Source organism: Pseudomonas sp. B19125, from assembly GCF_044218855.1.
GTDB lineage: Bacteria > Pseudomonadota > Gammaproteobacteria > Pseudomonadales > Pseudomonadaceae > Aquipseudomonas > Aquipseudomonas edaphica.
This window is the reverse complement of record NZ_CP162589.1, coordinates 3,723,255-3,741,271: the sequence shown is the minus strand read 5'-3', so window position 1 is coordinate 3,741,271 and position 18,017 is coordinate 3,723,255. Positions and strand designations below refer to the sequence as shown.

Here is an 18,017-nt window from a genome sequence, read left to right as displayed (position 1 = left end):
GCGCAATGTTGGGGCCGTCACTGCGCCCCATGTCCGTAGGCGTTACTGCGCAGCGGCCTGTTCCCATCCGCCGCCAAGCGCCTTGAACACGCTGACCCGCGCGGCACCTACGCGCTGGTCAGCAACCGCTACCTGCGACTTCGTGTCGATCAGACTGGTCTGCGCGACGATCACGTCGAGGTAGCTGATAGACCCGGCGCGGTAACGCTGGTCTGCCAACTGGAAGGCTTTTTCGGCCCGGTCGCGCGCTTCGATCAGTGCCTCGCGCTGCTGCATCGCGGCGCCGTATGCACTCAACGATTGTTCGGACTCCTTCAGGGCATTCAGCACGGCGCCATCGAAGCTGGCCAGCGATGCCGCGTTTTGCGCCTTTGCCTGTGCGATGCGGCTACGAGCGACCATCGTGTTGGGAAAGCTCCAGGAGATCAGCGGCCCGAAGGAGAACGACCAGGTGCGATTGCCTTTTAGGTAGTCGTTGCGCAGGTAGTTGCCGGAGGCGCCCAGCGTGACGCGCGGATAGAGGTCGGCAACGGCCAAGCCGATGCGGGCGGTATCGGCGGCCAGTTGGCGCTCGGCCTGGCGCAAGTCCGGGCGGCGGCGCAGCAGCGCGGTGCCATCACCGATCGGCAGCGCCCCCGCGATCTCAGGTGCCTGGGTGCAGGCGCGCGCCGACTCGGGCACTTGCGACGGAGTGCGGCCCACCAGCGCGGCCAGCTCGAACAACGCGGCATCCCGCTGGCTCTGCAACGGCGGCAAGGCGGCCCGGGCCTGGGCCAGCGTGACACCGGCCCGTTCCACATCCAGATGCGACGCGGAGCCGGCGCGTTCCTGGCCGCTGACCAGATCCAGGCTGCGCTGAGCCAGGTCAATGGACGAGTGTGCGACGCCGATGGATTCGCCATAGGTGCAGGCGTCCACATAGGCGCGTGTCGTCTCGGCGACGACGACGACCTTGGCGGCATCATGGGCTGCGGCGACTGCATCGGTGTCGTCGCGTGCGGCCTCGATGTCGCGCCTGACCCGGCCGAACAGGTCGAGTTCGTAGGAGACGTCGAGGCCACCGCTGTAGCTCCATTGTGTGGGCGCCTGGCCGGTACCCGTCCACGTGGACTGGTCGCGGCCATAGCCTGCGCCCGCCGACACGTTGGTCGAGGGAAACAGGCCACCGCGCGCTTCCTTGTAGATGGCCCGTGCGCGGTCGAGGTTGGCCAGCGTCACGCGCAGGTTGGTATTGGCCGACAGGGCTTCCTGCACCAGATTGTCGAGTGCCGGATCGTCATACAGCTTCCACCAGTCCGCCGGCAGTGATGCGGTGGACTCCGTATCGGCGGGTTTGCTGACGAAGGGGCCTGCCGCGGTTTCCGGCGTGGCCGGAGCGCGATAGTCGGGGCCGCTGGCGCAACCTGCGGTGATCACCGCAATGGCAATGGCCATTAAGGCAGCACGCCGAGGGAAAAACATGGCTGGATGCGAAGCAGTCGTCATGGCAGCAATCGCTTTAGAGTGAGACATCGGGGGCCTCCGCAGTGGCAAGTTCGCGGGCGCGGGGGCTTTGCGCTGCCGCGCGGTGATCCTCGGCGAGGAAGCTGTAGATGGTGGGAAGCACGAACAGCGTGAAGAAGGTGCCGACCAGCATGCCCATCACCACCACGATGCCGATGGAGAAGCGGCTGGCCGAACCCGCGCCATCTGCGAACAGCAGTGGCACCAGGCCGGCGACCATCGCCGCGGTGGTCATCAGCACGGGGCGCATACGCACCGCCGCGGCCTTCTCGATGGCCTCGATGCGGCTCAAGTTTTCGTGATGCTGGATGTGGTTGGCGAAGGTGACCATCAGGATACCGTGCTTGGAGATCAAGCCGATCAGCGTGACCAGCCCGATCTGGGTGTAGATGTTTAGCGTCGCGTAGCCCAGCCACAGCGGCACCAACGCGCCACATATCGCCAGCGGCACCGTCACCAGGATCACCAGCGGGTCGCGCAGGCTCTCGAACTGCGCCGCCAGTACCAGGAAGATGACCACCAGCGCGAAGCAGAACGACACCAGCAGGCGGTTGCCTTCCTGCACGAACTGGCGGCTGTCGCTGAGCCAGTCCATGCTGGTGCCGGGCGGCAAGGGTTGCGATTGCAGGAACGCCACGGCGTCACCCATGGTCACGCCCGGGGCCGGCAGCATTTCCAGCGTGGTCGAGTTCATCTGGCCGAACTGGGTGAGCTGGTTGGCCTGCGAACGCATTTCGACGCGGGTCACGGTTGATAGCGGTACCAGTGCGCCGGAGGTTGCCTTGACGTAGAATCGCCCGAGGTCTTCCGGTGTCATGCGTTCGCCGCCTCGCACCTGCGGGATCACGTCGTAGGAGCGGTCGTGGAAGTTGAAGCGGTTGACGTAGTTCTCACCGACCAGCACGGCCAGGGTGTCGGCGATGGACTGCATGGTCACGCCCATTTCGCTTGCCTTCGCATTGTCGATGCTGATGTGCGCCTGCGGACTGTCGTAGGACAGGTCGTTCTGCACGTAGAGGAACAGGCCGCTGGCATAGGCGGCGAACTTGATCTTCTCGCCGGTTTCGTACAGCGTCTTGAAGTCGTCCGGCGAGCGCAGCACCATCTGCACCGGCAGGCCGCCGCTGGAACCCGGTAGCGGGGGCAGCTGCACCGCGGTCAGCGTCTCGCCGTCAATGGCGCCGCCGGCGGCCTGGATCTGGCCTTGGATGTCGGTGGCCGATCGCTTGCGTTCCGACCAGTCCTTGAGGATTGCACCGCCGATCATCATGTTCTGGCCGCCGGCATAGTCGCCGATATTCATGAAGCTGCTGTCGAACTCCGGAATCGACTCGAACAGCTTTTCGATCTGCTGGGCATAGTGGGCGGTATAGCCCACGCCGGCATACTGCGGCGCCTTGGTGACGACGATGACGGCGCCCTGATCCTCGGTCGGCGCCAGTTCGTGGCGGATGCCGGTGAACAGCACCATGATGGCGGCCAGCACGACCGCGCCAACCAGCAGCACTGCACCGCGAGCGGCCAGCGTGCGGGCCAGCAGGCGTCCATAGAATGCGGTCAGACCTTCCATGGTGTGTTCGACGCGCTTCGCCAGCCGCCCCTCGCTTTGCTTGGAACTGAGCAGCATCGAGCTCATCACCGGCGAGAGCGTCAGCGCGACGATCCCCGAGACGATCACAGAACCGGCCAGCGTGAACGCGAACTCCTTGAACAGCGTGCCGGTCAGCCCGCCCATCATGCCGATCGGCGCATAAACCGCCGCCAGCGTGATAGTCATGGCGATCACCGGCCCGACGATTTCGCGCGCGCCGAGCAGTGCCGCACGCACAGGTGTCAGTCCTTCCTCGATGTGGCGATGGATGTTCTCCACCACGACGATGGCATCGTCCACCACCAGCCCGATCGCCAGCACCATCGCCAGCAGCGTCAACAGGTTGATCGAGAAGCCGCAGGCGAGCATCAGTGCCGCCGTGCCGACCAGCGACAGCGGAATGGTGACAACCGGGATGATGACGGCGCGGAAGGTGCCGAGGAACAGGAAGATCACCACGATCACGATCACGATGGCTTCGATCAGCGTGTGTTTCACTTCCTCGATGGAGGCGTTGACGAAACGTGCCACGTCGTAGTTGGGTGCCACCGTCAGTCCCGGCGGCGCCATGGCACGGATCTTGGGCAGCAGTTCTTTGGCCTGCTTGACGATCTCCAGAGGATTGCCATCGGGCGTCGGCTGGAGGGCAACGAAGATCGCGGGGACGCCGGTAGCGAACGAGAGATTGTTGTAGTTCTGGCCACCGACTTCCATCGTGGCGACATCCGACAGCCGTACTACGCCGCCCCCGGGGCTGGACTTGATGACCATCTGGCGGAAGTCCTCGACGCCGCGCAGGTCGGTGGAGGAGCTGATGTTGGTAACGGTCAGCGCGCTCTTGAGCTGGCCTGGCGCGGCCTGCACGTTGTTGGCGCGCAGTGCGGCCGAAATCTCGCCGGCCGACAGTCCATGTGCGGCCAACCGTACCGGATCGATCCAGACGCGCATGGCCAGCGCCTGACCGCCAAAGACGTCGGCCGAGGCCACGCCGGGAATGCTCGTGAATAACGGCTGCGCTACCCGGGATGCGAAATCCGTTACCTGTGGGATCGACAGGGTCTTGCTATAGAAGGCGACGTATTGCACGGCGGTGCCGCCCTCGGTGGACTTGGCGATGACCGGATCGGTGACGCCGGCCGGCAACTGGTACTTGACCTGCTGCACCTTGGCGAGGATCTCGGTCATCGCGCGATCGGCGTTGGCGTTGAGTACCAGCCGCGCCTTAATCTCGCTCTTGCCCTGCGTGGTGGTCGAACTGAGATATTCGATGCCGCTGGCCGTGGCGATGGACTGCGCGATCGGGGTGGTGACGAAGCCCTGCATCACGTCCTGGGTCGCCCCCGGAAGCGTGGTGCTGACCGTGATGGTGGCGTTTTCAAGATAGGGGTACTGCCGCACGGGCAGCAGGAACAAGGCGGTGGCGCCCATCAGCAGGATCAACAGGCTGACGACCAGCGCGAGAATGGGCCGGCGGATGAATATGTCGGTGAAATGCATGGTGCCGTCCTCTATCGTGCGCTGGCGGCGGAGGCGACCGCCGGGGTGGCGGGCGGCGCTGCGGCGGCAGGCGCGGGCGTATTGATCTTCACCGTCGCACCGGGCGGCAGTCGATTCTGACCAGCCATCACTACCATGTCGCCAGGCTTGACGCCCTGGGTCACGAGGACTTCCTCGCCGAGCCGGCGACCAGTGACGACCGGCACGGCGACCGCCTTGCCGATGCCCTGCGAGTCGACATCCTGCACGAGCACCACACTGTCACCGGAGGCCGAAGTCTGGATCGCCGTCAGCGGCAACACGATGGCGTCGGTGGTCGCGGGCAACGCCAGCCGCGCCGTGGCGTACATGCCTGACTTAAGCAGCCTGTCGGCATTGGACAACAGTGCCTGCACGGCCACATTGCGGGTTTCGCCGTCGATGCGTGGTTCGATGGTGCTGATCTTGGCGTTGAATACCTGACCTGGTGCTGCATCTACCGTCACATGCACCGGTGCGCCCGGCGTCAGCTTGGGCAAGTCGTGCTGGGGCAGCGTGAAGTTTACGTAGAGCGGGTCAAGCTGGGTCAGCGTGGCGATCACATCGCCGGCATTGAGGTACTGGCCGGGATTGATGCGCCGGATGCCGAGCTGGCCGGAGAACGGCGCACGGATGGCCTTCTGCTGGATGCGCGCGTCCAGTTGCCGCACCGCCGCAACGTCCTGGGCGGCTTGCGCCTTGCGTTGTTCGAGCAATTCGCGTGGCTCGGCGCCGGTAGGGGCAAGTTCCTGCGAGCGCCGTAATTGCGCCTGGGCAAAATCGGCCTTGGCTGCAGCAGCGGCACGATCCGCTTGCTCGGGAGCGTCGTAGAGCTGAACCAGCACCGTCCCTTCCTTCACGGACTGGCCGGCGTCGAAATGAATGGCTGTCACGCGGCCCGACGTGTCGGGGGCCAGCAGCACTTCGCGAACGGCTTGCAAATTGCCGACGGCCTGCAACTCCTCGGCCACGCCGCGAGGTTCGGCGCGGATCGTCGAGACGGGCATCGGCGGCATAGCGTAATGTTCCGCGCCACCGGCGCGGGTGGTGCGCCAGGCATATAGCATGCCGAAGACCATGACGAGCGCAACAACGCTTACGACGATGGGTTTGGCACGGGAGATAACAGCGGTGCTCATGCGTTCCTCCCGATGACAATGGAGATTGGGGTGGCGCGTGACCGGCGGTGCGGGGCCGACCCACCAAAGCAAAGTGAGTGCATAGGGGGAATTTCCTCGGAAAGAAATGGGGAATCGGCCCGCCAAGCAAGCTGGATTGAGGCATGGCAGACCACGATGAAGCGCAGCCTATCCGCCTGGACACACTTCTACATTGCGTAAAAAGGTCAATTTATTTCGCAATACAGCCAAAGGCATGAAGCAGTTGAAATTGGCCTAATTGAATAACAATCTGGCTTGATTTAGCCATGCATACTCATCCAGCTCTATTGTTAAATACGCCACCTAAATGCAAATGAGTATTGTTGATGACCACCCTCACAACTACTGGGAAATCTCGTCGGCCAATTGATATACACGTAGAGCCCGCCTTCTATTCTCATTTGGATGGGCCGTACAAGGGCGCAGCCAGGAGCGCGCCCCTCACCGTGCTGGGCTCGGCAGTCGCTGCGGCAGTTCTCATTAGTGCGCAGGGCGCATTCGCGGCCGAGCCAGGGCAGATTCAGACCAAGGCCGGTGGAACGCCTCAAGAGGAGATAGCCTTGCCGGCCATCACCGTAACGGGGCCTATGGATACGGAGACCACCGAAGGTACTGGTTCCTACACTACGGGTCAGACATCGGTGGCGACGCACCTGCCACTTTCGCTACGAGAAACACCGCAGTCGGTGACGGTGATCACCCGTCAACGCATGGACGACCAGCAACTGAACTCGGTGCAGAGCGTGCTGGATAACACCACGGGCGTCTCGTCGTACCAATCCGACAGCGAACGGACGAGTTTCTATTCGCGTGGTTTCTTGATCAACAACGTTCAGTACGATGGCATACCCACCGTCGTCGGCGACATCGTCAGCGGGAGCGGGATCAGCTCCCTAGATACCGCGTTCTACGATCGTGTAGAGGTCGTGCGCGGCGCCTCTGGCTTGCTGACCGGCACCGGCAATCCCTCGGCCGCCGTCAACCTGGTGCGCAAACGACCGACCCGCGACTTCTCGGCGTCCGCCTCGCTCGGTGCAGGGAGCTGGGATACCCACCGGGAAATGGCCGACGTATCGACTCCGTTGACCGAGGATGGCCGTATCCGCGCCCGCATGGTCGGGACGTCCCAGGAAGGAAACTCGTACATTGATGGCTACAAACCGCAGAGGAGGGCGTTCTACGGCATCATCGAGGCAGATCTGACACCAGACACGACGGTGAATCTGGGCTATGACTACCAGGACAGCACGCCGAAGAGCTCCACCTGGGGAGGTTTACCGCTATGGTTCAGCGACGGCACGCAGGCCGAGTATTCACGCTCCAAGAACTACGCGCAGAAATGGAGCCATTGGGACAACACCCTTAAGACCGCGTTTGCCGGGGTCGAGCACCGCTTTGACAACGGCTGGAATCTCCGGGCCGTCGCTAATCAATACCGCACGGAATTCGATGCCGAACTGCTCGGCCTGGTCGGCCGCCCCGATCGCGCCACGGGACTGGGCTCTTTTCCCAACGGGGCTCTTCCGGTGGCACTGGCGTCCGAAGGTAGCAGCCGTCAAAACACCTTCGACGTGATGGCGAGCGGCCCCTTCGAACTGCTCGGCCGCCAGCATGACTTGGTGTTGGGGGCGACGAGTTCGCGCCGCACCTCCAGCCAGGAAGCTATCGCTCCGTTCTATGCAGGCTTCACGCCGGTCAATGTCTATCAACTGAGCCCGGCCTTTCCCCGTCCCAACTTCGATGCCATGGCTTCGATACCGACCCGCACCCTGATCAAACAGAGCGGTGTTTATAGCGCAGCGCGGTTCTCGCTGTCCGAGCCTCTGAAACTGATTGTCGGCGGCCGCTTCAGCAACTACGAAATCGACGACGCGGTCGGCGCCTCGTCGTTGCACTACAAGAAGAGCAGTGAATTCACCCCGTATGCTGGTTTGATCTACGACATCGATAAGACCTATTCGGCCTACGTGAGCTACACGGGCATATTCAATCCGCAAACCGACTATCGAGACAGCAAGGGCAACGTGCTCACGCCGACAAAGGGAAAAACCAAGGAAGTCGGCCTTAAAGGCGCTTACTTGGATGGGCGTCTGAATGCGTCGGTAGCCTTGTTCCATACCGAGCTGGACAACGCTGCACAGATGGTCGCAGGAACCTATACGCCAAGTGGTGCCCAAGCCTATATGGGTTCGGATGGGACGAAGTCGCGGGGTATCGAGCTGGACTTGCAGGGCGAGCTGGCGCGTGGCTGGAACATCTATTCAGGCATCGCCCATTTCACGGCACAAGATGGCGATGGCGTCCGCTTGAATTCGCAAATACCGCGCACCACTGCCCAGCTTTTCAGCACCTACCAGTTGCCGGGAGAGTGGAACAAATTGACGCTGGGCGGAGGCGTTAAATGGCAAAGCCGCTTCTACGAGGCGCCCAACACCGGCACCAGTTCGTTGGGCGGGGAACAAGGCTCTTATGCGCTGGTATCCGTGTTGGGGCGCTACGCCGTCACGAAGCAGATCACCGCGGCAGTCAACGTCAATAACGTGCTCGACAAGAAGTATGCGTTGCAGAAGGGCGATTTCGACACCGTAGGTTATGGCGCCCCCCGTAACTTGATGGTGACGATGGATTATAAGTATTGATGACCCGCAGGCGGACGCTTCACCCGTTAAAAGCCCCCACACCTAGAACAGCCCATTGATTATCGAGAACGCTCCTATGTCTCTTCAGACTACCCTGCACTCCAGCGAAGCGCTGGTCGTGAACAACGCAAACAGAGTCGCCTTGTTCTGGCTGACCACCGCCGCGGGTGCCGTACTTTTTGTCACTTTCCAGTTATTTTTCTACGTAAACGACTTTGCGAGAGCACCCGGAGCGATACCGGCGATTACGTTTGAGCCCGATGTACTGTGGATGTTTTCAGCATTCTATGGCTCTTGGTTCGTAACGGTGCTTATCGCTCTGAGAGGAACCCGTAAGGCTCAGTGGGTTACCCTGGTTCTGGGCAGCCTGCTTGTCGCCCTGAATACCCTCGGGGGAATCACAGACGGGCTGCGCGACGGTTGGCACATTGCCTTTTCTGCAACGTTCTTCATTACGTTGCCCGGCGTGTTTGCCATTGCGGCCACCTGGCGTAGCATCAAAAGCAGAGGAAACGGCCATGTCGGTGAATAGTTCTGACTTCCCTTATGTCTGGATGAGCCTTATGCAAGAACCCGGACACGATCACCAAAAGGACTTCGCCGAATTCGAGGCCAATCTGCAGCGTGGGGAGTCCTTCGTAATTTTGACCGATACCGTACCTGCCGAAGACCACGAGCACTCGCCGGAGGAAAAGAAACGCACCGCGCTTTGGATGAAAAAGCACAAGGTCGAATTGCGAAGGTTAGTTCTGGCTATGATCATGATCGAGCCCAACTCTGCAAAACGTCTTGGTTTCAGGGCATTCGCGATCGTTTTTGCCAAGTTCTGGGGCTACCCTTTGCTTCTCGCTGCTTCACGTGAGCAGGCAATGGAGATGGCAAAAGAACTGCTCTCAAAGGATGGAAAGCCATCTCACTGATGGCCCATGCCGGCATCCGATTTCCCATGAGACTCTGCCGCCTCGCAATGTGGCGGCGAGCTACTGCCTTAACTGTAGTGGTCAACTAATCCCCGACACGACGTGAAATTTTTCCTCGGGCCGCGCTGGTGCCAACCCATCGTTGAATTGATGAGGCCGAATCCAGTTGTACCGATGCATCAAAAAATGACTGATATCGCGCTGTGCTTCCTGCGCAGTTCGATAGCCCACGGTCGGTATCCATTCTGTTTTCAAGCTCCGAAATACGCGCTCCATCGGTGTGTCATCCCAGCAGTTTCATCGTCGACTCATGGTCTGGCGCATTCGGTATCGCCACAACCGCTGGCGAAAGAGTCGGCTTGCATATTGCGATCCCTGCCGAGTGGAATAGCAGATCGTCACACAAGTAACGATCATCAACCTCGACGACACGCCGCCACCTGAATGGTACTGCCATGAGAGCCTTCGCTACTTGGACATCCAGTAGCAACTATGGGTTGAAAGCTGGCATCTGGTGCCTGCTACTTGCATTCCAGCACCTACGCGTGTTGGCTCATGTACTACCTGGTGTGCTTGCCGCTGCAGCGGTGTTGGAGCACCCATGTCGCCCCCGCAACTAGAACGTGCTCCACTCTAGCCAATGTCTGCGTTTGCTGAACGGCTGCTTTTGGCCGAATCTGTTGAGAAAGTCGGCTTCGAATTCCAAGCCAGAAAAGTACGCGCCTGAGATTGAAATCTGAATTTTTGGCAGGCGGTTCAGTACTCGGATTTTACGTAGCAGCGGGCAACAGAGGTTTTTCATCCATCAATATTCGAGTGCTTTGGGAAAACCGACTTTTTCAACACAATCGGCCAGAACCGGTCATTCATGCGCGTCTACCAAGTTGGCATTCAGAACGGCGCGACAGGCTAGAACCCACTATTCAGTGCAGTCGTCCTGTAAATCGCTCTTCAGGGAATCCGGCAGCTGCAACGGCTTCGGCTTTTATCAGCGTGCCATCGAAATCTGCCGGCTTATCTAGCCCTATCCGTGCGCTGGTGCAGTAAAGCGTTTCATAACCAGCTCCCGCTAACACCGGGCAAGTTGTCTGAATACACTGGGAGTCGATCACGCTGTCAACTTTGCCGTCAGTCGCGTAACGCACAACTCTGCTACCGCCCCATTCCGCATTCCAGAGAAAGCCCTGCGCATCAATACAAGAACCGTCTGGAGCACCCTGACCGTTGACTGTAGTGAATACACGCTGGTTTTCTAGCGACGGGTAATCGCAGCAGAAAATGCATCCTTGCAGGGAGTCCGCGTAATACATGGTGGAACCGTCCGGGCTAAAACAGATGCTGTTCGGGATCGCCACATCGGGAAGGTCCAGCGTTTCTGTCTCGAGCGTCGCGGCATTGAGCTGGTGAAATCTGCCTATGGTTTGCACCGGCACGCCGGTGTCCATAGTGCTGAATACGAAGTTTCCCATACGGTCGCAGCGGCCATCATTGATCCGGGTTCCTGCCACGCCAGGGGTGGCTGTGATTTTGCTGAAACGACCAGTGCTCAGGTTGTAGTAGCCCAGGCAGGATGCCAGCCCCATCAGCAATACGTCTTCATCTGCCGTGAGGGCAAATGACCCCAATGGCTCCGGCAGTGGCCAGCGCTGCACTTCGCCGTTTACGGGATCCAGAGCAAGCAACTCGCAGGCCGGGATGTCAGTCCAGAACAGACGCTCCGTTCTTTCACACCAGACAGGGCACTCGCCAAGAAGACAGGTGGTGCCGGTTAGGGTTTTAAACATGGTTGCGTCCTACGAAACAGGATGGGGCAAACAAGGCAGTCAGTTGGAGAAAAGCGCTGACCACCTGTCACCGAACAGGGCGATGGCCAGGCCTGCGAGCATCACCATCGACCCGGCCAACTTGATGAGAGACACCGGCCTTTCCGATGCCCCCATCAAGCCGAAATGATCGATAACCAGTGAAGAGATAATCTGACCTGCGATAGCGAGGCCCAGCAGGGCTGACAGACCGATTTTTGGCGCAAGCACCACATAACTAAGCAAGGCACCGGCACCCAGCAGACCGCCCAACAGGCTCCACCAGGGCTGGGCAGGTATAGCCGCCAGTGAGGCCACTATCCCGCCGCGCATCAATGAAAAGAAGCCCAGGCATACCGCACCTGCAGTAAATGAGAACAGCGCCGCCGCTACGGAATCTCCACCCACACCTTTAGCGAGTTGACCATTCAGCGTGGTCTGCAGGGTAATGCCAAGCCCCGCGGCGATGGCCAGCAGGTAGTAAGCTGCGTTCATCTCGCGCCCCCTTACTTGGCTGACTCAAGCGGCATGAATGTCTCGGCAAAAATATCGGGCTGGTAGCCTGCGGCAGCAAACAGATGCTCACGGGACTCGTCGATTGCTGCACGCAGCCTTGCGCTGTCCACGCCCAGCACCTTGCCGCCGCGTTTGACGATGCACCCGCCAATCATGACTGTGTCGACATTGCTGCGTTCGGCCGCGTGTACCACGGTGCCGAATGCGTTGCCTGACGGGTAAAGGTTGATGTCCTGCGTGTTTATAAGGATCAAGTCGGCCTGTTTGCCGGGGGCCAGGCTGCCGACTTTCTCCTGCAATCCGGCGCAGGCAGCGCCGTCGAGAGTGGCGGCTTTGAGCAGGCCATGAGCAGGCAGGGTCACCGGATGATGTTCTGCGCCGCAGCAGCGCTGCTGATGCATGCCCATGACGCGCTGCAGGTAGAAAGCCACCCTCATCTCCATGAACATGTCACCGCTGTAGGAGGTTTCGTTATCGACACTCAGCCCCGGGCTGATGCCGTGGCGCTGGGCCGACTGCATGGCGAACATTCCATCTTCAATGCCGTAGTGGGCATCTGAACGCGGGCATACGTTGACCCGCACGCCAGCCTCGCTAAGGATTTTCCAGCCGGCGTCCGGCAGCGAGGTGCAGTGGTTGAAGATGTTATCGGGACGCAGCAGGCCCTCGCGATGCAAACCCTCCAACTCAGCTGCCATGTCCCCGCCAAAAAATTCGGTGATGATCGGCAGCCCCAGACGCCTGGCCTCAGCCCACAGCTCAGGTTCAAGCTGTGCCATCACCGCCAGCGAGAGCAGCGGGTTGTCACCGTTATTGACGTATTTTTCCTGGAGACGCTCCAGGTTGCCGGGCCAGTGGGCTTTGTCCCACTCACCGGAAACTGGCGCACCGGAGGCGTGTACAGATCGGATACCAGCATCAAGCAGCGCCTCTACCGCAGCATCGGAGTGCGCGCCGGTACGGCTGTTGTGCGAGTTATCGACCACGGTCGTGATGCCCGCATCGATGCAGCCCAATGCAGTCAGCAGGTTGCCGATATACATGTCAGCCGGGCGATAGTATTTGGCGAACGAGAAGTGCGTGGCGTTGCAGTAGTCTTCCAGGGTTTCGGCATTCGGATTGATTCGACGCAGTTGGCCCTCCCATGAGTGACGATGCGTATCGACCATGCCAGGCATGGCAATCATACCGGATGCCTCGATAACCACGGCGTCGCCAGCCTCGATGTTTTCACCTATGGCCGTGATGGTGCTGCCTTCGATAAGGATATCGCCGCGCGCCAGATTGCCAATATCGCCATCCATGCTCAGCACAGTGGCGCCGCGGATAAGGGTGCGGGCGGCCGGAGCGGCCGGGGCCTGCACAATGCTGCGGTTATATTTAGCCATTTTCTGTACACCTCTTCAAATTTCGTTGGAAGCAATGTACGCAATGCGGTACCGCGGGAAAAAGATGGTTAAACTGTTTTTATTATTCAATATTTACGAATAATAACGACTTCCCCCGATCACTGCTTTGAGGTTGCTAACAGTCATGGACCGTATTCAAGCGATGCAGGTTTTCGTACGTGTGGCTGAAGCAGGAAGCTTTATCCAGGCGGCGCAGACGCTCTCACTGCCGGCCTCGACAGTTACCAGCAGCGTTAAAAGTCTTGAGAAGTACTTGCAGGTACGCCTGCTGAACAGAACAACGCGGCGTGTCAGCCTGACCTCTGAGGGCGCACAATATTTGGCGCAATGCCGGGAAATATTGGAGCTGATCGAACACACAGAGACCAGCCTGACGGATTCCGTAAAACGGCCACAGGGGCGTTTGCGTGTCGATATGCCGGGTGGCATTGCACACTTCATCGTCATGCCAAACCTGCAAGACTTCTACAGGCGCTACCCAGATATCTACCTGATGATAGGCGTCAACGATCGGCAGGTTGATCTGGTTCAAGAGGGTGTCGATTGCGTTATTCGTACAGGCGAGCTCGATGACTCAACGCTCGTTGCGCGCCCACTCGGTCGGTTTCGCTGGGTAACCTGTGCGTCTGCCGCCTATCTCGAAGAGAACGGCACTCCGCAAAATCCGCAAGATTTGTCTCACCACCGGGCCATCCATTACTTCTCGGGCCGCGCAAGGCAAGCAGGTGAAATGCGTTTTGCCCGTGGTACCGAAAAAATCTCAGTCCCGGTGAACGGCACAGCGGCCGTCAACGAGACTGGGCTTTACATCAAAATGTGCCTTGAAGGCTTCGGGCTGGTGCAGCTCGCTGAGAATGTGGTCAGCGAGCATCTGCGAGAAGGGCGACTGGTCGAAGTGCTTGCTGACTGGCAGCCCGCATCGGTTCCTGTGCACCTGCTATACCCGCATCAGCGCTTTTTATCGCCAACTGTGAGCGCATTCGCTGACTGGATTGCTGGGCTTGTTCGCGACGATGATTCAGCAGATTCAAGTTGAACGTTGCGCCCGGCCAGCATGCCGGTGAATGCGCCGGCTACGGAGATTGCGGCTGTGATCAGCAGCGGTGCTGTCCAGCCACCGGTCCAGTCGTGCAGTTGGCCCAGCAGCAAGGGGCCTGCGGCTGCCATCAGGTAGCCGACGCACTGCGCCATTCCTGAAAGTGCCGCCGTGTCACCGGCATTTTTTGTGCGCAAGCCGATGAAGGTCAGGCCGAGCATCATGCTGGCACCAGAGCCGAAGCCCAGGACCGCGGCCCACAACATGGCGTAGTCTGGCGCGTAAATGAGCCCGATCAGGGATGAGGCGGTTAACAGGCTGACGGTAGCGGCTGCCAGTTTCTGGTCTTTGAGACGACGAAGCGTGGCCGCCAGAATCAAGCCGGGAATGGCCGTGGTCAGTTGAAGCGTGCCGTGTACCGTGCCTGCTTGCTCCGGGGATATGCCATGGTCCATCAGAATGGTCGGCAGCCAGCCGACGGCGACATAAAAAGGCATCGCGTTCAGCCCCATGAACAGCGTGACCTGCCATGCCAGCGGCGAACGCCAGACGGCCACGGTTGGCGCTTGTTTCGGACCGGACAGATTTACGTGTTCGTGTTTTTTCAACTGCGGAAGCCACACCACCATCGCCAACAGAGGGGCTGCGACCAACAAACTCAGGGCAATCGGCCATTCCCATGATTGGGTCAGCGGAATTATCACAGCTGAACCGACAGCGCCTGCTGCGCCCATTGTGATGGAGTAAGCGCCGGTCATGGACGCCATTTTTGTTGAAAAGTCGCGTTTGATCAGGCCGGGCAGCAGCACGTTGCCCAGGGCGATCCCGGTGCCTATCAATACCGCACCGGCGTACAACGCCCAGGCACTGCCTGCGGAGCGGAGCAGGATGCCCGCTGAAATGACCAACAGTGCACCGAAAAGCGTGCGCTCGATGCCGAACCTGCGGGCGACCGATGCGCTGAGCGGGGAGAAGGCTGCAAAGGCAAGTAATGGCAGTGAAGTAAGCAGGCCTAGAGCTGAGGCGCTCAAGCCAAAATCATTCTGGATCAGCGGCAAAACGGGCGCGATGCTGGTAAAGGGAGCGCGCAGGTTCACGGCGATAAGCAGAATGCCTGCGACGAGCGCGATGGCATGCCACTTGTTTTTTGTATCTGACATATTCTTTATCTGTCCTCTTAAAAGAAGACAAATGTAGAGAACTTCAGAATCGTCTAATATAGATATCAAGACACCTGATATCTAAATTATGCCAAGCTCAAAAAATGTCGTTTCCTCGCCGGAAGATTTCGATTCAGACCTTTTCGCCCAGGCAGCGATTGCGCTCAAGGTTGCGCCTGACCTCAATGGTTCGGGTGCCCGTCCGCATGATCATCGCAAAGGCCAGCTGATCCTGTCTTTGCATGGCGCAGTGAGCTGTGAGGTGCAAAATGCACTCTGGCTTGTCCCTCCCCAGCACGCCGTATGGATCCCGGGCGGCACGCCGCACAGTTGCCGAGTGACCGAAAACGCCCGGACCTGCTTTCTGTTCGTTGAGCCCGGTGCGGCAGCCATGCCTGAAGAATGCTGCACGGTTGCCATTACGCCCCTTGTTCGGGAGATGATCCTGCATCTCGCTGAACAGGAACCTGCTTACCATTCCGAGAGCAAGACAGCGCGACTGGTTGCAGTGCTGCTTGAGCAGCTTTCCGATGCTCCGCTGAAAGAGCTGCATTTGCCGATATCAGACCACCCCAAGATCAAACAAATTGCGGATACGCTCTTCTCAGATCCAGGTGACCGAACCACGTTGCGCGAGTGGGCCACTCGTCTTGCAACCAGTGAACGAACGCTGGCCAGGCTTGTAGAAAGCACGACCGGGCTGAGCTTCGGACGCTGGCGCCAACAGTTGCATTTGATGATCGCACTGAGTCATTTGGCGGAGGGGGTTTCAGTGCAACGTGTGGCAGGCATTCTGGGATATGACTCTGTTAATGCCTTCATCACGATGTTCAAAAAAGCCCTGGGTAAACCGCCTACTCAGTATTTCTCCTCGCTGCGTTGATGCTCCGGTGGCTGATACAGAGCGCCAAGGTTGTAGAGTGATCGGGGTATGTCCGCTTCTGGCCGACTGTGTTGAAAAAGTCGATTCTCCCAAAACACTCGAATATTGATGGATGAAAATACCGCTGTTGCACGCTGCTACGTTAAATCCGAGCCTTGAAAACCTTCTGCTAAAAACTCAGATTTCAATCTCAGGCGCGTGCTTTTCTGGTGTGGAATTCAAAGCCGACTTTTTCAACAGAATCGGCCGTTTTCTGCCAGTCGTGAAGGGCAGAGATCGATCTAATGCTACCTGGCGAAAGTGTCAAGTAATGACGAACCGACAGCAAGGAGCTCACCAGCTCGTGCGACAACATCAAGAGTCTCGTCTTTACCCGGACAGTGGGTGCCGCGCGCCTTTACAGGCGCTGACGCAGCCAATCGCCATACCCTAATACGACGAAAAATAGAGGGCATGGCGCAAAAGTCGCCGAAAAAAGCATTTTGCGATGAGTGCCTTCCATTTGATGGGCGTTAGCATGGGACTAACGGCTTTTTTCGTCTCGAGGTGAGTATCCAAAAGCTTCCTTGAACCGGACGGAAAAAAGCGCCTGGCTGGAAAAACCACAGTTGTAGGCCACTTCCGCAATGGTCGTGGGCCGAGCCTTGTGCAGCGCATTCTCGCGCAGAAGCTTTTGAGCGTGCCTTAGCCGAGCAAGACGGAGTTCTCGCCCGAACGTCGTATCGTGAGCCTGGAAAACCTTGTGGACATAGCGGATGGAAACGCGGTGAGCTTGAGCTGCTCGTTCAGGTGCAAGATCCGTGTCGTGAAAGTTTGCCGCGATATACGCCATCACACGGTGAAAGAAGTGATCGATGACCGTTCGTGAATCCCCCGCTGCATCGGTCTCCGGTACATCCATCATCAAGAAAGCCAATTCCAGCAATCCTCTCTCCAAGCTTCTGACATGCTCGGGGGAAAGGCAGGAGGCGTTTTCCGATGCTTGCAACGCGAATTGCGTTAGCAGCGGGACGAAACGCGAATTGGCGACGTCGACGCGGCCACAACGCGCATCAATTTTCGGACACATTGCCCTGAATTGGTCAGCTGGTATTTTGACTGTTACGTTTCTCGTACCGTTGGGGATATCCAGCTGATAGGTTTCTGCGGAATTGAAGACAGAGACCTGGCCTGGCGCAACGTCTCCAAATCGACCCAGGTGTGTGAACTGCTCAGTTTGCATGGTCGGCATGACTAGCGCGAAAAAATCCGAATCATCGCATCCGGCATGTACTTTGCGGCGCACAGCCCGTTGCGCATCAGCGGCAAAGCGGGTAATTCCGACCGCGCCGATCTGGGTGGATTCAATGACTCCGCAGAACGATGCCGGGTTGTAGGCCGCCACGTCTATCGGGTAGTAGACATCGCTCATGAAATCCTGCCAGGCAGCAAGACGTCTTTGTGGATGAACCTCGCCCGTCGAGAACCGGGTTATCAAATGTAACGAATCCACACGCCCTCCTAAAAGAATCACTGCCTTAGAATTTCTAGCAAGCCCTATGCCATGACTTCAAGGCCACCTTAGTCAGCCGTCGGAAGCCCCGTGTGATATTTCGATAATAACCGGCGGATGACTAAGTCCAGCTTAAGCAGACCAATGGTGCGGAAACAGAGGTATGCCGTGAGCCGTTGCTCTGTATGTGAGCCGGTTGCGAGCAAAGACCAGACTCGTGCACCCACTTTGCGCACCCGTGCACGCTGACGAAAATCTTGGTTCTCTCATGCGATAGATCGCGGGGGGCGGTCCATCGGACGATATCGCTACCGGTACAGGGGGTCAGCGTATCTCCTCCGGACCATCTCTCCGCAACGCGGCCAGGCGCATTTTTGGATATCTGCGCAAT

13 protein-coding genes and 1 pseudogene are annotated in these 18,017 nt (G+C 59.0%); 5 read left to right on the top strand and 9 right to left on the bottom strand.

The annotated features are described in order from the left end of the window. Positions 1-42: 42 nt before the first annotated feature. The 3 genes from AB4P96_RS16990 to AB4P96_RS16980 all read right to left on the bottom strand — a co-directional run bounded on the left by AB4P96_RS16990 (position 43) and on the right by AB4P96_RS16980 (position 5,748). Entirely contained in the window at positions 43-1,434 is a 1,392-nt protein-coding gene (locus tag AB4P96_RS16990) for an efflux transporter outer membrane subunit (protein WP_395599832.1), read from the bottom strand. Positions 1,435-1,498: 64 nt separating this feature from the next. Beyond that, complete coding sequence (locus AB4P96_RS16985; RefSeq protein WP_395599831.1) at positions 1,499-4,591, bottom strand: efflux RND transporter permease subunit; 3,093 nt, start codon at positions 4,589-4,591, stop codon at positions 1,499-1,501. An 11-nt stretch (positions 4,592-4,602) separates the two neighbouring features. Further along, positions 4,603-5,748: an efflux RND transporter periplasmic adaptor subunit gene (locus AB4P96_RS16980; protein ID WP_395599830.1), complete on the bottom strand. Its 1,146-nt coding sequence runs from the start codon at positions 5,746-5,748 to the stop codon at positions 4,603-4,605. Positions 5,749-6,095: 347 nt separating this feature from the next. Between AB4P96_RS16980 and AB4P96_RS16975 the strand changes: the two genes are divergently transcribed. From AB4P96_RS16975 to AB4P96_RS16965, 3 genes are all read left to right on the top strand, one after another. Beyond that, positions 6,096-8,408 (top strand): TonB-dependent siderophore receptor, encoded by a 2,313-nt coding sequence (locus AB4P96_RS16975; RefSeq protein ID WP_395599829.1) that lies wholly within the window; start codon positions 6,096-6,098, stop codon positions 8,406-8,408. Positions 8,409-8,484: 76 nt separating this feature from the next. After that, the gene (locus AB4P96_RS16970; protein ID WP_122757652.1) at positions 8,485-8,940 is read left to right on the top strand and encodes a hypothetical protein; all 456 of its coding nucleotides are present in this window, start codon (positions 8,485-8,487) and stop codon (positions 8,938-8,940) included. Continuing rightward, positions 8,927-9,328 (top strand): hypothetical protein, encoded by a 402-nt coding sequence (locus AB4P96_RS16965; RefSeq protein WP_122757379.1) that lies wholly within the window; start codon positions 8,927-8,929, stop codon positions 9,326-9,328. Before AB4P96_RS16970 ends, AB4P96_RS16965 begins: the two co-directional genes overlap by 14 nt. An 81-nt stretch (positions 9,329-9,409) precedes the next feature. On the opposite strand, the pseudogene AB4P96_RS16960 reads toward AB4P96_RS16965, so the two are convergent. The 4 genes and pseudogenes from AB4P96_RS16960 to AB4P96_RS16945 form a co-directional block, all read right to left on the bottom strand. Then, positions 9,410-9,724, bottom strand: a pseudogene (locus AB4P96_RS16960) (integrase core domain-containing protein); the annotation flags it as partial. Between the two features lie 527 nt (positions 9,725-10,251). Then, the gene (locus tag AB4P96_RS16955; protein WP_122757381.1) at positions 10,252-11,112 is read right to left on the bottom strand and encodes an SMP-30/gluconolactonase/LRE family protein; all 861 of its coding nucleotides are present in this window, start codon (positions 11,110-11,112) and stop codon (positions 10,252-10,254) included. 39 nt (positions 11,113-11,151) lie between these two features. After that, positions 11,152-11,625, bottom strand: a complete 474-nt coding sequence (locus tag AB4P96_RS16950) for a DMT family transporter (RefSeq protein ID WP_395599828.1) — start codon at positions 11,623-11,625, stop codon at positions 11,152-11,154. 11 nt (positions 11,626-11,636) lie between these two features. Beyond that, entirely contained in the window at positions 11,637-13,034 is a 1,398-nt protein-coding gene (locus AB4P96_RS16945) for an amidohydrolase family protein (RefSeq protein ID WP_099548729.1), read from the bottom strand. Between the two features lie 145 nt (positions 13,035-13,179). On the opposite strand from AB4P96_RS16945, the gene AB4P96_RS16940 reads away from it, so the two are divergent. Beyond that, positions 13,180-14,091: a LysR family transcriptional regulator gene (locus AB4P96_RS16940; protein ID WP_099548730.1), complete on the top strand. Its 912-nt coding sequence runs from the start codon at positions 13,180-13,182 to the stop codon at positions 14,089-14,091. Here AB4P96_RS16940 and AB4P96_RS16935 read toward each other — a convergent pair. Then, positions 14,004-15,251, bottom strand: a complete 1,248-nt coding sequence (locus AB4P96_RS16935; RefSeq protein WP_186618316.1) for an MFS transporter — start codon at positions 15,249-15,251, stop codon at positions 14,004-14,006. The two genes, AB4P96_RS16940 and AB4P96_RS16935, sit on opposite strands and share 88 nt — an antisense overlap. Positions 15,252-15,339: 88 nt before the next feature. Here AB4P96_RS16935 and AB4P96_RS16930 point away from each other — a divergent pair, with 88 nt between their 5' ends. Next, positions 15,340-16,134, top strand: a complete 795-nt coding sequence (locus AB4P96_RS16930) for an AraC family transcriptional regulator (RefSeq protein ID WP_395599827.1) — start codon at positions 15,340-15,342, stop codon at positions 16,132-16,134. A 523-nt stretch (positions 16,135-16,657) separates the two neighbouring features. On the opposite strand, the gene AB4P96_RS16925 is transcribed toward AB4P96_RS16930, so the two are convergent. Next, positions 16,658-17,626 (bottom strand): AraC family transcriptional regulator, encoded by a 969-nt coding sequence (locus tag AB4P96_RS16925; RefSeq protein ID WP_150692502.1) that lies wholly within the window; start codon positions 17,624-17,626, stop codon positions 16,658-16,660. Positions 17,627-18,017: the final 391 nt, after the last annotated feature.